Here is a 13,484-nt window from a genome sequence, read left to right as displayed (position 1 = left end):
CAGAAGCGATTCTTCGTATTGTTGATTGCGAGGTTTATTTTGAGAGAATACAAACAGCTCCTGCGATTGCTGGTAATCGGTCTTGGCCTGATTCTTGTCGTTGGTTGCTCCGGCGCCGACAATCAGTCCGGGCAGCCGCTGAAACAAACCTGCACGGTTTCGGCCGACACCGACAATCTCGTCAAGATTCTACTGATTTATGATATGGAAGGTGTTGCCGGTCAGAATATCCTGACCTCGATCGACTTCCCGCGCCCGGAGTATTTTGACGCGCGCGAGTTGCTGACCACCGACGTCAACGCGGTTATCGACGGTCTCGTCACCGGTGGAGCAGACTCGATTTTCGTTGTCGACGGACACGGCAGCTTCAATCCGGAACCGGATATCCTGCTCGACAAGATGGATTCGCGGGCACAGATGCTCTTCAAGAAGGAGAAGTTTCACCCTTACGTCGATTTGCTGGATGAAAACAGCTATGACGCCGTGGTCGCGGTAGCGATGCACTCCCGCACCGGCGGCGGCGGTTTCGCCGAACACACCGTTAATCTCGGGACCAATTGGATTCTCAACGGCATGCCGGTGAACGAATCGGAGATCGTAGCTTATTCATGGGGACGCAAAGGTATCCCGCTGATTTTCGTCTCCGGCGATGACAAACTCGCCGAACAACTAAACTGGATGGACTGGCTTGAATACGTAACGGTCAAGGAAGCTCACGGTATCGACGATGCTCTGCTCTACCCGGTCGAAGAGGTTCACGCACGGATGAAAGAAGCCGCGGAGCGTGCCGTACGTAACCGGCAAAAGGCTAAGGCTGTCCGTCTGACCGAACCGATCACGGCCACCCTGCAGGTAAAACCCCCGGCCGATCTATCGCTGTTGGCCAATGTGCCGGGAGTCGACTATCGGGATCAGTCGGTGACGTTCGTTGCCGAGGATTTCCAAGCCGCCTACGACGGTATGCGCGGTCTGATGACCGTCGCCCAATACGGGCTGTACGATATCGCCGCCGGAATCCTGTTTGCTCAGGGACAGGAATCGTTCACGGCCTTCAAAGACGGCGTCTTCGAGGCCTGGCGCAAAGGAGTTCAGGAACCGCCGGACCAATCCGGGACAGACCCCGAGACGGAAACCGACTCCGGTGAACAACTCTATTTCGGATCACGATAGAGAAAACCGTTTTTTCCTGGAGCGTCGCTCAACAAACACACGCTTCATACTTGTGTGCCTGCCTTACCGGACTTATGCTGCATAAAGCAAACCGGACCATTGGAGGTACATGAACAAGGATAAGAAACAGATAGGTTTCTGGGGCGCAGCAGCTATCGGTATCGGCGGAATGGTCGGCGGTGGTATTTTCGCCGTTCTCGGACTGTCCGTACAACTTGCTCACGGCGGCGCACCGATCGCGTTTGCCCTCGGCGGCATCGTGGCTCTCCTGACAGCTTATTCTTACAGTCGTCTGTCGGTCACTTTCCCCAGTCAGGGCGGGACGGTAACGTTTCTGGATCGAGCGTTCGGTCCGACTATCCCCGTCGGCGCCATGAATATCCTTCTCTGGCTCTCCTACATTGTCATGCTCTCGCTCTACGCTTCGGCTTTCGGCAGCTACGGAGCGGCGTTTGCCTCGCAGTCCTCGCACGTATTGGTAAAACATATCCTGATCGTGGCAGGCGTGGTGCTGATCAGCGGTCTGAATCTGATGAGCGCGGAAGTGATCGGAAAAGCCGAGACCTGGATCGTCGGCATTAAGATCACCATCCTGCTGTTTTTCATCGCGGTCGGTATCTCACAGGTACAAGTGGCGCAGATAAGCCCATCGGCCTGGGCGCCGCCGGTACAAATTATCGCCGGCGGCATGATTATCTTTTTAGCTTATGAAGGCTTCGAACTGATTGCCAACACCGCCGACGATGTGAAAAATCCACATCGTCTTTTACCGCGAGCGTTCATGTTCTCGGTGCTGTTCGTCATTTTTCTTTACATTCTCATAGCGGCAGTTGCCACCGGGACTCTTTCGGTGGACAAAATCGTCGCAGCCCAGGACTATGCTTTGGCCGTGGCCGCCGAACCGACTCTGGGCAAAGCCGGCTTTATCCTGATCGCCTGCGCCGCATTGCTTTCGACCAGCTCGGCCATGAACGCCACTTTCTACGGAGCGGCGCGATTGAGCTACATCATCGCCAAAGAAGGTGAACTGCCGGAAGTGCTCGAAAAGAAAGTATGGAATCGACCGGCCGAAGGACTCTTGATCACGGCGGCGGCAACTCTTCTGGTAGCCAACTTGTTCGATGTCTCCAGCATTTCAACCATGGGCAGCGCCGGATTCCTGTTGATCTTCGCCGCGGTCAACGCTGCCAATCTGAAACTCCGCAAGGACACCGGCAGCAACCTTTTGGTTCCGATATCAGGTGTGGTCTCCTGCCTGGGAGCTTTACTCGTACTGCTCTGGCAGACTTATCGAACCAAACCGGCGGAGCTGTTTACCCTGGCGATCATGCTTGGACTATCCTGGCTGGTTGAATGGCTTTATCGTCGCTTCAAACGCGGCGCCCTCCGATTCGTTCACAAACCGGCGCGCAAACCACCGGAACCGGAAGCTCAGAGTTGAAAACTCCCGCCCGGGATTTCGGTCCACGCATGATAATGGGTTTCGCTTACAATTTCTGATTATCAGATCTTTATAGTTCTTGTGACTGAGGGGAGACCGGTATGAAATGCGCCCGTCTCCCCTGACTCATTGCTGCAGACAGCCTTAACCTCCCCCGGGCTTTCGAAAACCTGCTTTTTTTACAACAAATGACATTCAAGTGACAATTGAAGACATAAGAAGGCTACTTTAGGGCCGCTAACTGAGGCTGGGAAACGAACATGAGAATTATAGCCTTCTACATATTATCATTTATTTTGATCCTGTCCACGCGGGTAAGTTCGGCCGAACTTACCGGGCGCGTCCTGAACGAACGCACCGGCACCCCGATCGAGGACGCCAACGTGACCGTTATCGAAACCAGTCGCACTGTTCCGACCGATCATCGCGGCGTCTATATCATCGACAAACTCGATCCCGGCGACTACCATGTGGTGGTTTCGCATATCAATTACGATCACTCCGACACGCTCAGCGTAACGGTGGCTGCCCTCGTCACACTCGACGTCGAACTTACTCCGGCCCCCTGGGTCATCAACGATGTCGTGGTGACCGGCACCCGCTCGCCGCACCTGTTAAAGGAAGTGCCGGTACAAACGGAAGTTATCGGCCGTCATGATTTCGAGCGATCCGGGGCCAGGTCGATCGACGAGGCGTTAACCTCGGCGATAGGAATCCAGATCAACGAGGATCTCTCGGGGCAGGGCGCCACCATTCGCGGCATCGAGGGGGAACGGGTGCTGGTGCTGATCGACGGTGAACGCGTGGTGGGGCGGGTCAACGGCTCGCTCGATCTCGGTCAGTACTCGTTGACCAACGTCGAGAAGATCGAGGTTGTCAAAGGAACCGGCTCAACTCTCTACGGCTCCGACGCCATGGGGGGAGTAGTCAACATTATCACTCGCAAGCCACAACTGGCACGCACGAATCTCAACCTGTACGGTGATTTCGGAACCCACAAGGGTTATAATCCGTCAATCGCTTTCGAACACGGTAGCGATGATTTCGGTTTATCGGTCGATGCCAAGCTCTACCATACCGACGGTTTCGATCTCGAACCGAGCACGCCGCACACCAACGGCGTCGAAAAGACCACGCGGTTCAATCTGAACAGTCAGGCCCGTAAAGTATTCTCACCCAAATGGAGTATGACCGCCGCTGCTCGTTTCATGCGCGAGCGCAAGGACTGGATCGAATACGAAGAGATCGACGAGTTAAACAAATACAGCTACGACGATGTCGAGATCAACAAGCGTTACGAGGGATCGGTTGCCTTCAATTATCTCTCGGGAGATAATTATTCGATGAACATGCGCCTCTTCGGCACTTATTACGATCACGATTTCGATAAGTATTACGAGCAATACTGGGTAGATACCTCGCACACCGAGGATCTCTTCTGGGAGGCTTCTTACACCTCAAATTATACTCTCGGTCAGGGACATGTCGCCACCTACGGTATCAACTACAACTACCAGGATTTACGGTCGCCGTCGCTGGTAGACGACACCAAAGCCGATCAGACTTGGGCCGCTTATATACAATACGAACACACGCCGTTCCGCCGTCTGACGGTCCTTCCCGGCATTCGCTACGAACATCACAGCTCATACGGCGGCCATGTCAATCCATCGATCAACATCATGTATCAAGCCTCGGATCAATTCAAGCTGCGCGGTTTCGTGGGGCGCGGTTTCCGGGCTCCCTCGATCAAACAGCAGTATTACGTGTTCGATCATCTCGCTGCCGGTTACGTGGTTTACGGCGGACTGGTACCGTTGCCCGAAGAACTGGATTTCGGCGGCGGCAATTACCAGCCGTTGCGCCAGGAAACTTCGATCAACTCCTCGATTTCGGCCGAGTTTTCCTACGGCACGATCGGTCTTCACCGCATTACCTATTTCTATAACGATCTGAAAGACCTGATCGAGTTCCAACTGATCGGCTTTACGCCGGAGTATGACCGAGGGGTATACATCTACCAAAACGTCGAAGCGGCCGTCACCCAGGGGATCGAATGGGAATCACGCATTCGCCTGACCGACGGACTCGAATTTTCATTCTCGTACGATTACCTGCATACGCGGGATATGGTGAACCATCGCGAGTTGATCAACCGTCCGGCGCACACGTTCAAGTTCAACGTTTCCGGCTTCAACAAACGAACCGGGATCGGGGCCTCGTTCTGGGGCGACCATCATTCTTCCAAGCTCTGGAACGCCCGCTCCAATACGGGCGGCAACGAAGGCGATCCGGACGAATACGCTCCGGCGCGAACCCGCCTGAACGCAAACGTTTATCGACGGTTCGGCGAGGGCCTCGAGCTGTTCGCCCGCGTTGAAAATATCCTCGATGAAACTGAATACGAATACGGCTATTGGCCGGGACGGGAGCTGTTTGTCGGCTTCAAATACGACTTCGGCAATAATTGAGAATAAGAATAGTTAAGGAGATATTTAAATGACACGCGTACTGACGACCTTTCTGTTGATGTTCACCCTTCTCTTGTGGGTGGGTTGCTCCGATGACGACGACGACAATCCGGTCAGCCCGGATAACAGTTCACAACAAACCGAGTCGTTTACGGTCGATGCCTCATCCTACAGTAATTTCGCCTATTTCTCGTTCACTTCGGGCGATACCGTCGCGCTCGCCAAACCGGCAGCGACAGGCTGGGATATTGCCTTTCGCCGCGAGGTAATCAAGCTGAACGGCGGCAGTTCCACCACCAACGGCGGCGACGCCCTCGGAGTCGATCTCGGCGAAGTAACCTACGATGATGTGACTATTGCCGATACCGCCGGTGCCGAATGGGTCGAGGATGCTATCGACTATTTCATCGACGAATGGTACACCTATAATCCGATCACTCATTCTCTGGCGGCCAACAAATACGTCTATTCCATGATCGACGCCGAAGAGGACAATTATTTGAAGTTCCGGGTTGATTCAATTGTCGATCCCGGCATGCCGCCCGATATGGGCACAGTCTGGATAAGTTATTTCTATCAATCCGTCGCTCTCAGCACTAACCTGGACGGCCCTATCCAGACGGCTTCGATCCCGATCGGTTCCGGCACCGGCTATTTCGATTTCTCCAGCGGCGGAGTCGTAACCCCGGCTGATCCCTCCACTTCGACCGACTGGGATATCGCCTTCCACAGCTACGACCTGATGCAGAACAGCGGCCCGAACGGCCCCGGCGATTGCGCAGCTTTCCTGGCCTGGGGTGAGTTGGACGATCCTACCGACATTGAAGGTTTCATGTCGCAGCCGTCTTCGGCTCCGATGTTTCCCGATATTCCGAGTTCGGCGCTGACCGACTGGTACAACTACGACGGCAACACTCATCGCCTTACCTCAAAGGGACATGTATACCTGGTTAAAACCGCCGGCGCAGTTTACAAGATTGAGATCTTGAGCTACTACACCAACGTTTCCGGTACGCCGGTCTCGGGGCATTATACCTTCCAATGGGAGCAGCTCTAAAGATCCTTGATTCATAATACCTCATACCTCCCCCTGAGGCCGCCTGAAGAAACGCACAGGCGGCCTCTTCTTTTTATCAAAATATCATAGAGTTCCCGCCCTTGCGCGATCAATACGACACGGAGATTCCAGCACTTCGCCGATAAAGAAATTCACTTGGGAAAGAAACCAGGCGTGCCCGATAAATTGTTCACGGAGTCGTTGAACTTACCTGATAATGCGCGGAATCAGCGGGGATAACCGAGCAAGAATCTCATAGTTGATGCTGTCGGCCCAGGCGCCGAGTTGTTCGGCTGTCAGGACTTCGGAGCCGTCACGACCGATCAGGGTTACCTCATCCCCCACCTTCACACCCTTGATGTCAGTCACGTCGACCATCATCAAATTCATACAAACTCTCCCGCGCACCGGGGCGCGACGACCGCGGATTAACACATAAGCGGTGTTGGAAAGTGAGCGGGCATAACCGTCGTAATAACCGACCGGGAGAATCGCCAAACGGGTAGTCGAGGTGGTGCGATAAGTACAGCCATAACCGACGAACGAATCCGGCGGCACCTTTTTCAACTGAGTGATACGCGTCTTCCAGGTCAGCACCGGATGGAACAGGTCATTGTCGTTGCCTTCGAGGCGATACGACAGGTAGGTTTCTTTTGAGGGCCAATGACCGTAAACGGCAATACCGGGTCGGACCAGGTCGAACAGCGTTTTTTCGAATAGAATCATTGCCGCCGAAGACGCCGTATGACAGATCTTCGGTTTGATTCCCAGCCGAGCCATTTCCTTGAGCAACGCCTGAAATTGCTTCAACTGGTATCGAGCATATTCGTGATTAGTGGTGTCCTCGATATTGGCGAAATGCATCCCGGCGCCGTAAGGCCGCTCCAGGTATTTATGCTCGTGGTATATCCTGGCAAAATCCGGCATTTCAGCGGCGGTTATACCTTGACGGTTGGTGCCGGTCTCGAGTTTGAGATGAGTAAAAGCCGACTGGCGGCGTTTATCGGCCGCTTTGCCAAGAGTGCTTAAGAAGGTCTTTTCAAAAACCGTTGGTTGGAGGTCATGCTCGAAAACCGCCTCTATTTGACTAATATCGGTCGGACCGAGCACCATCACCGTGCGGTCCCAACCGGCAGCACGGACACCGATTGCCTCATCGACAGAATGGACCGAAAGCGCTCCCACTGCCGGGTTTTCCTGCAACAATGAAGCGATTTCAGCCAGACCGTGACCATAGGCATTGGCTTTAACTGCCACGGCCAGTGTTCGTCCCCGCGCAAGACGTTCCAGTGCGGCGATATTGCTGTTCAGGGCGTCGCGCGACAGTTCAATCCAGCTAAGATGTCTTTGTTTCATCATACTCTAAGATGAACGTTCGGCTGTTTGCCTCACAATAAAAAAGATGAATCCATCGATAAATCCCGATCGGGTAACTTCAGCTTTCCGGAAGGTAATCCGATACAATCAGTTAGTGTAAAATATCTGTGTCCGGAGTATTAATTGCCAGTAAACGCTGATATCATCGCCGAAACTTTGCCTCAAATCATGGCCGATCAACCAAGATTTCGTGAGTTGTACTATAGCCTTCTTAAAGAAGTCAGCCCCGAAACTCACGACCGGCTCGATGACAACGATCGGTTGATGATATCGACCATGTTCTACGTCTGTATTGAGGCTTTTTTAATGTTATACGATAAACCGGAAATGCTCGAAGAAGAGCTGTTCACGATTAACAATAAATATGGGAATGTGGGGATGCTCCCCGAGGTACAACTATACCTCAAAGAAACCCTGCTACAGACACTGGAGCAGTTTTTCGGTAAGGATTGGACACGCGATCACGAAGCAGCCTGGGATGAAACGATTGGCATGCTTTACGCAATCATCACCAGCACCGATGAAAACACGGTCCGTTACTTGTTACCGATAACGGACCGCCGTCTTTAGGATCTTCAATACTTCTTTATCAACTCGTTAATTTTACGAGCGTGGCCTTCTTCGAATTTGGCAAGACGACGAAACATCTCTTTGCCTTCCGCAGAATCGACCTTCTGAACAGCATCATCGAAAAGATCGCAAGCTTCTTCTTCGAGGCGCAAAGCGATCAACAGTATTTTATGGATATCGTTACCTGTCGCGGTTACTTCATCGATCAATTCGCGGTGTTTCTCCTGCATCTCCTCATCAACCTCAGGGAGGCCTTCCTTACGCAGAGCATCGGTGGTGGTGTTCCATTTTTCACTACGGACCAACGCGTCGTATTGCCGTTCGAGAATCATGTAATGGTCTTTTTCTTCGAGAGCGAGCATGGTGAGAATGTCCTTAACCTCATTGTCGATGTCTTTCAGGGCAGCCTCTCGATAGAATACATAACTGGCGACCTCGGATTGGATACCGGCAGTCAGAGCCATAAGAGTGTCATGATGAACAGCAGACATGATCTAATCCTCTATCAGTAATGTTTGTTGGCAAACCTTTTGAATTTAATGCAAATAACATTCTCCGGTCGGTTTGTCAAGTTTACCTCGCAGCCGCATAAATCTAAAACAGACTTATAACTCTCCGGTTTCCGTCCGATAAAGAAAACATACCGGTTGACCTTAAACAGGACAAGAAATGGATCTCCTGAACTTGCTGGCCCAAAGTCAGACCAACAGCAGCTATCCATTGCCGGATCTGAACCGCCTGGCCGAATCCGGCCTGAGCCGTCAGACTGAGCAGACCGATGAAACCACCTCCACACCCGAAACAACCGACAGCTATGTTCCGAGCTCTGCCTCCGATTCGGACAGCACCTATCGTTTCGAGCGTGAAGCACGCCTCGATTATTCCATGACGCTTCAGTTCAACCTCAGCAGCTTTTCCCGAACCGTGGCACGGATTGCCAACGGAGATATGCAGGCGCTGGAAGAATACGCTGCAGCATCGTTCGGTCTTACGGCCGATATGAGTTTTGAAGGATATCAGCAAATACGGGAGTATAGCGACGTTTCGGATCAAAGCAGTTCGTTGAGGCGGTCGTCGCAATCAGTAACATCGAATTTTTCATCACGATCCGACTGGCAAAACCGACAATATCAGGTCCGGAATTTCCTGTCCGAAGCAAGCGAGGTCCGGCGGGGATTGTCGCTTCAGGTACAAAACGGCCATCGCTCCGCCACGAACAATCTTGCGGCGCGCTATCGTCTCGATACGAGCATGAGTCTCAAATACATGAACGCTTTCAACAAACAAACCACACGCCTGGCGGAATCAGCTCCGGAAAGCCTTTCCGACTATTTCAATACCACCGCGTCGGTTGCTGAGAGTGCACCGATTGATATCCTGAGCGGATTTTTCGAGGCAACCGAGGAATATCTCGATGCCGCTGAACAGAGTCTCACAACTCAGGCGACCGAGTATTTCGATATGGCAGTTGAGGAACTTGGTTTCGATGGAGAACTGGTCGATATGGCTCGTGAGCAATTAGTAGATTCCGTGACCGGATTCTTCGACCGTGTCGATACGGCTATTGACCAAATAGAAAATTTCTACTCCTCCCGGAGCGATTCGTCGGGATTGCTGGCCGACCGCTTTGCCGGAGCAGGTCAATCGCCCGGTAGTTCGTATCTAACCTATGCCTGAGGAACATTTTAAGGAATTGGACACCCTGACATTCATTCAGACACGACTGTTTTGCGAGTGACACAAGGCCGCCACTTCGCGAGGTCAGCGAGCTTCGACGCGTAGCGGCGGGGCTTGCCTCCGCCGCGAATGACATGTCTTTAATGTGCCCTAAAGAAAGACAAACCATGCGCATATACGATCCGGATAATGACCAGACTATGAAGGAAGTCGAAGTTTACCTGACCGAAAGCGAAGCGGCACAACTGCTGGCTGATCTGCTTGGTCTGGTTAATGATGTGCGTGTTAAGAAAGCGTCCGTGGCCGATGCCGGTTTCGCGCATCGACTGTCGATATTCAAATACAGCAAGCACGAGCAATCCGGCTTCGATCCGCGTCGGAAAGAAATACTCGTTCGAGATGCATGAGGTTTACCGAACGAAAAAAAAGGACAGGCCAGGCCTGTCCTTTTTTATGCGTTACTCTCAACTCATTTGAGTAACATCATCTTGCGGGTTTCGGTATAATCACCCGCTTCGATTCGATAGAAATAAACTCCCGAAGATACCGCCTGGCCGGATTCGTCGGTACCATCCCAATCAACCCGGTAATGTCCCTGAATCAGCGATTGACTTACTAAAGTTCGAATCAAACCGCCAAGGATATTATAGACACCGATACGTACTTCCGTTTTCCGGGGGATGCCGTATTCGATCGTAGTGCTCGGATTGAACGGATTGGGATAGTTTTGTCCCAGACTGAATTGCTCCGGAAGGCCCTCCTGACGTGCAATTTCAACATCGGTCGGTTCGGTGAAATAGTATTCGACCGGGAAGTATAACTCGTCGTACAATTCGGTTGAGTCGATACTTCTGATCTGAAAACGCAGTTCATCGACCGTCACATCGGCGGCGTTGTTGATCGAGAAGGCCATGCTGTCTGAGCCCGTCGAAGTCCAGGCATACAAGCCGGGATCGACGATCGCACCGGGAGACTCGTTCCCGCCGCTCATCGGCATAACCCAGGTACGGAAAGATGAATTGCACATGGTCTCGAAATCGAAATTAACGACCACCTCATCCCCCATTTCAACCGTTGCCGGGCAGGCGGGGGTCAACTCGGTAAGAGTGAAGTGAGATCCCGTAAAGTCGTAATCGACAGCTATCCCGGTGTCCTGATAGATCACGCTGTTGTCGGTCGACATTACCCGCAAATGCACTTCATCGACTCGGGCGCCACAATCAACGGCCTTGAACCATTGATTGCCGTCGCCAACCCCAACCGGATATATCGGTGTGCCGGAATAAGAAACATAGGGGCTGATACTACCATCCAGCCAGGGAAGCACGAGAATTTTTATACCCTCCGGATCGAAGGCATTATAAGTGAAGGCAACATGAACCTTGTTGTCCCAGTCGATCGTAGCCGGACTGGGTGTTAAAAGCGTGATCGAGTTCACCTCGTTAATCGGATTGACGAAGTCATAAGCGACGCCAATGTTAAAGCCGCAGGCCATCTCGACGCTGTCGGCATCGTACATACGAATCTGCAATTGCTGAACATGTCCCGGCTCGGTATAGGTGAACCAGAGGGTGTCATAGCCAATTCCCTCCTCCACGGTAAATCCGCCTATAACCGTGTCCTTATCGGAAGGGAGTCCTTCTTCAAGGCAATCCAGAGCAAACAGGGCGCCGTTGTCCCAATTGCAGGTATACGAAAAACTTACCTGAACCCACTCGCCGATATTGAGCGTAGTCGGTTGTGGGTTAACAAAAACCGTCTTATAGAAATTCGGGACGAAGTGGTAATTGACCGACAAGGTTTTCTCGAACAGGGTGTCGCTCTGGTCATTGTTGGTGACATAGAAATAGACGCTGTTAATCTCGGCCTGCTCGGTTGAAATTTCGAACCAGCAGGAACCGGTACCGGCTCCAACCGGGTAGAGCGACGACGGTGAAACCACCGCGTTTCCGTCCGGGATACCGTCCAGTCGAGGTTCCACAAAAACGCGAATACCGCCTGACTCAGAAGTGAAATAGTCGAAATCTATATCCACCCTGGTGCCGGGTTCCTCATAACCTCCGGAACCCGGATCGAATCCGATATTGAAAAGGCTGTGCTCAGGCCAGTAATACTGGCAGGTGGTACCAACTTCGAAAAGGATGTTATCCTCTTTGTCCACCATATAGATACGGATTTCATCAACCTGACAGACACCGGAGTTAATGGTGAACCAGATCGAGCCGGCACCGGAGGAACCGTTGGGACAGGACAACGGATCGGCCGCTTCAAAACCGGCAGGTAAACGACTGTTGTGATAGGCTTCAACGACAATAAAGGCAGCCTTACCAGAGTTGTTTTCATAGGCAAAGTTTATTGTCACGTGCTCACCGTAGTCAAGCGAGGCAGGTTGAAGCGGCGAAATCAACAACTTATTGATGTTCTGTGCTGCGACCGAGGAGAAAGCCGCCAATAACAGGCATCCAACGATAAAAATCACATATAACAAACGGGGCATATATCAATCCTCCGTAAGAGCGGTTTGCTGACTCCATGATGTCGAACACAAGAGGTGCGAATCCTCTGTTATTCAAACACAAGATAACTTATTTCCCGAATTTTACAAGGAGGGATATCCCCTCACCACGGTATCCTGCTGCCTGCGAATCGGTTGAAGAAAGGCTTTGATCAATGATTTTGCCTCCTTCCCGTCGTTTTCTCTTGCACATTTTCTCCTATATTCAAATATTTGATTAAAATGAAAGTGGAATTATCCAAGAACATCGTTGACCTGCACGGCCGAATTCTGGCCGCCTGTGAGGAATACGACCGCGATGTTGACGACATAACCGTGGTCGCTATTACTAAAACCCATCCCGCGGGAGTGATTCGCAGCGCTGTTGCGGCCGGACTCCATAATATCGGCGAGAGCCGGGTTCAGGAATTCCAGACCAAATTCGATGAAATCGGTCGTATTGCCCGGTTTCACATGGTCGGCCACCTTCAGACCAACAAGGTCAAAAAAGCAGTTCAGTTATTCGACGTGATCCAGTCGGTTGACAGCTTCAAACTGGCCGAAGAAATCAACAAAGAGGCGGCTGCCGATGAGTTCACGATTGAATGTTTGATCGAGGTCAATTGCTCCGGTGAGGAACAAAAATACGGAGTTCCGCCCGATGCCTGCCTTGAGCTGGTACGTCAGGTCCACTCGATGGACAATATCGACCTGATCGGTCTCATGACTGTCGGTCCCAATTCCGACGACGAGGAAGCCGTACGAGCGGCTTTTGCGCAATGCCGCGAGCTGTTCAAGCAGGGGCGGGATATCGTAGGGGAAGAGTTCGATACGCTTTCAATGGGCATGTCAGGTGATTTTCCGTTGGCCATAGCCGAGGGTGCAACCATGATCCGGATCGGATCGGCGCTGTTCGGCCCGAGGGAATGGTAACACTCACAGGTTTTTTTCTCCACATCTGAAACCGTATTCAAGACTTCGGGGAGTGTTTAAAACGTCCTTTCGCGGCAGAGTCCAATCCCCACTGCTGCAGTTAAAATCAAGCCTTACGTAGCGAGCGGTCTTATATCACCTGCGATACAACCGAGTTTTACCTAACATCCGGCGTGTGTTTTTTTCAATAGCTCTCAAGAATGAACCTCGGCTTTGATGCCGCCCCCCTCGGCTCAATCCCTCTCCCACCGTTAATATTTCCGGCCGATGTGGCGATAATAACTCTATAGGCAA

The 13,484-nt window shown here is 52.1% G+C and carries 11 protein-coding genes; 8 read left to right on the top strand and 3 right to left on the bottom strand.

Translation table 11 applies throughout. The features are described 5' to 3' along the window. Window positions 1–39 precede the first annotated feature (39 nt). From PLF13_03820 to PLF13_03805, 4 genes are all read left to right on the top strand, one after another. A complete protein-coding gene (locus tag PLF13_03820; GenBank protein HOP06400.1) occupies window positions 40–1,170 on the top strand; it encodes a M55 family metallopeptidase in 1,131 nt (376 codons plus the stop codon). A 109-nt stretch (window positions 1,171–1,279) separates the two neighbouring features. Then, the gene (locus PLF13_03815; GenBank protein ID HOP06399.1) at window positions 1,280–2,611 is read left to right on the top strand and encodes an APC family permease; all 1,332 of its coding nucleotides are present in this window, start codon (window positions 1,280–1,282) and stop codon (window positions 2,609–2,611) included. A gap of 260 nt (window positions 2,612–2,871) precedes the next feature. Then, window positions 2,872–5,082 carry a TonB-dependent receptor gene (locus PLF13_03810; GenBank protein ID HOP06398.1) on the top strand — a complete coding sequence of 737 codons (2,211 nt, stop codon included), beginning with the start codon at window positions 2,872–2,874 and terminating at the stop codon, window positions 5,080–5,082. A gap of 28 nt (window positions 5,083–5,110) precedes the next feature. Then, window positions 5,111–6,139 carry an HmuY family protein gene (locus PLF13_03805; protein HOP06397.1) on the top strand — a complete coding sequence of 343 codons (1,029 nt, stop codon included), beginning with the start codon at window positions 5,111–5,113 and terminating at the stop codon, window positions 6,137–6,139. Between the two features lie 207 nt (window positions 6,140–6,346). Here PLF13_03805 and alr read toward each other — a convergent pair whose 3' ends face one another. Further along, window positions 6,347–7,498: an alanine racemase gene (gene alr, locus PLF13_03800; GenBank protein ID HOP06396.1), complete on the bottom strand. Its 1,152-nt coding sequence runs from the start codon at window positions 7,496–7,498 to the stop codon at window positions 6,347–6,349. Between the two features lie 141 nt (window positions 7,499–7,639). Here alr and PLF13_03795 point away from each other — a divergent pair, with 141 nt between their 5' ends. Continuing rightward, window positions 7,640–8,086, top strand: coding sequence for a globin (locus tag PLF13_03795; GenBank protein HOP06395.1), 447 nt, complete (start codon window positions 7,640–7,642; stop codon window positions 8,084–8,086). A 5-nt stretch (window positions 8,087–8,091) separates the two neighbouring features. Here PLF13_03795 and PLF13_03790 read toward each other — a convergent pair whose 3' ends face one another. Next, complete coding sequence (locus tag PLF13_03790; protein HOP06394.1) at window positions 8,092–8,577, bottom strand: ferritin family protein; 486 nt, start codon at window positions 8,575–8,577, stop codon at window positions 8,092–8,094. 178 nt (window positions 8,578–8,755) lie between these two features. Here PLF13_03790 and PLF13_03785 point away from each other — a divergent pair, with 178 nt between their 5' ends. Both PLF13_03785 and PLF13_03780 read left to right on the top strand, forming a co-directional pair. Continuing rightward, a complete protein-coding gene (locus PLF13_03785) occupies window positions 8,756–9,763 on the top strand; it encodes a hypothetical protein (GenBank protein HOP06393.1) in 1,008 nt (335 codons plus the stop codon). Window positions 9,764–9,930: 167 nt separating this feature from the next. Next, a complete protein-coding gene (locus PLF13_03780) occupies window positions 9,931–10,170 on the top strand; it encodes a hypothetical protein (GenBank protein ID HOP06392.1) in 240 nt (79 codons plus the stop codon). A 62-nt stretch (window positions 10,171–10,232) separates the two neighbouring features. Here the strand turns inward: PLF13_03780 and PLF13_03775 are convergent, their stop codons facing one another. Continuing rightward, entirely contained in the window at window positions 10,233–12,260 is a 2,028-nt protein-coding gene (locus PLF13_03775; GenBank protein HOP06391.1) for a T9SS type A sorting domain-containing protein, read from the bottom strand. Between the two features lie 240 nt (window positions 12,261–12,500). Between PLF13_03775 and PLF13_03770 the strand changes: the two genes are divergently transcribed. Beyond that, window positions 12,501–13,190: a YggS family pyridoxal phosphate-dependent enzyme gene (locus tag PLF13_03770; protein HOP06390.1), complete on the top strand. Its 690-nt coding sequence runs from the start codon at window positions 12,501–12,503 to the stop codon at window positions 13,188–13,190. Window positions 13,191–13,484: the final 294 nt, after the last annotated feature.

The organism is Candidatus Zixiibacteriota bacterium (assembly GCA_035380245.1).
Taxonomy (GTDB): domain Bacteria; phylum Zixibacteria; class MSB-5A5; order GN15; family FEB-12; genus DAOSXA01.
This window is presented reverse-complemented; position numbering and strand designations above follow the sequence as displayed.

What these genes read in the sequence shown, in the direction of transcription:
- PLF13_03815 (HOP06399.1), top strand. Translation starts at nt 1,280, where the DNA reads ATGAACAAGGATAAGAAACAGATAGGTTTCTGGGGCGCAGCAGCTATC.
- PLF13_03810 (HOP06398.1), top strand. Translation starts at nt 2,872, where the DNA reads ATGAGAATTATAGCCTTCTACATATTATCATTTATTTTGATCCTGTCC.
- PLF13_03805 (HOP06397.1), top strand. Translation starts at nt 5,111, where the DNA reads ATGACACGCGTACTGACGACCTTTCTGTTGATGTTCACCCTTCTCTTG.
- alr (HOP06396.1), bottom strand. Translation starts at nt 7,498, where the DNA reads ATGATGAAACAAAGACATCTTAGCTGGATTGAACTGTCGCGCGACGCC.
- PLF13_03790 (HOP06394.1), bottom strand. Translation starts at nt 8,577, where the DNA reads ATGTCTGCTGTTCATCATGACACTCTTATGGCTCTGACTGCCGGTATC.
- PLF13_03785 (HOP06393.1), top strand. Translation starts at nt 8,756, where the DNA reads ATGGATCTCCTGAACTTGCTGGCCCAAAGTCAGACCAACAGCAGCTAT.
- PLF13_03780 (HOP06392.1), top strand. Translation starts at nt 9,931, where the DNA reads ATGCGCATATACGATCCGGATAATGACCAGACTATGAAGGAAGTCGAA.
- PLF13_03775 (HOP06391.1), bottom strand. Translation starts at nt 12,260, where the DNA reads ATGCCCCGTTTGTTATATGTGATTTTTATCGTTGGATGCCTGTTATTG.
- PLF13_03770 (HOP06390.1), top strand. Translation starts at nt 12,501, where the DNA reads ATGAAAGTGGAATTATCCAAGAACATCGTTGACCTGCACGGCCGAATT.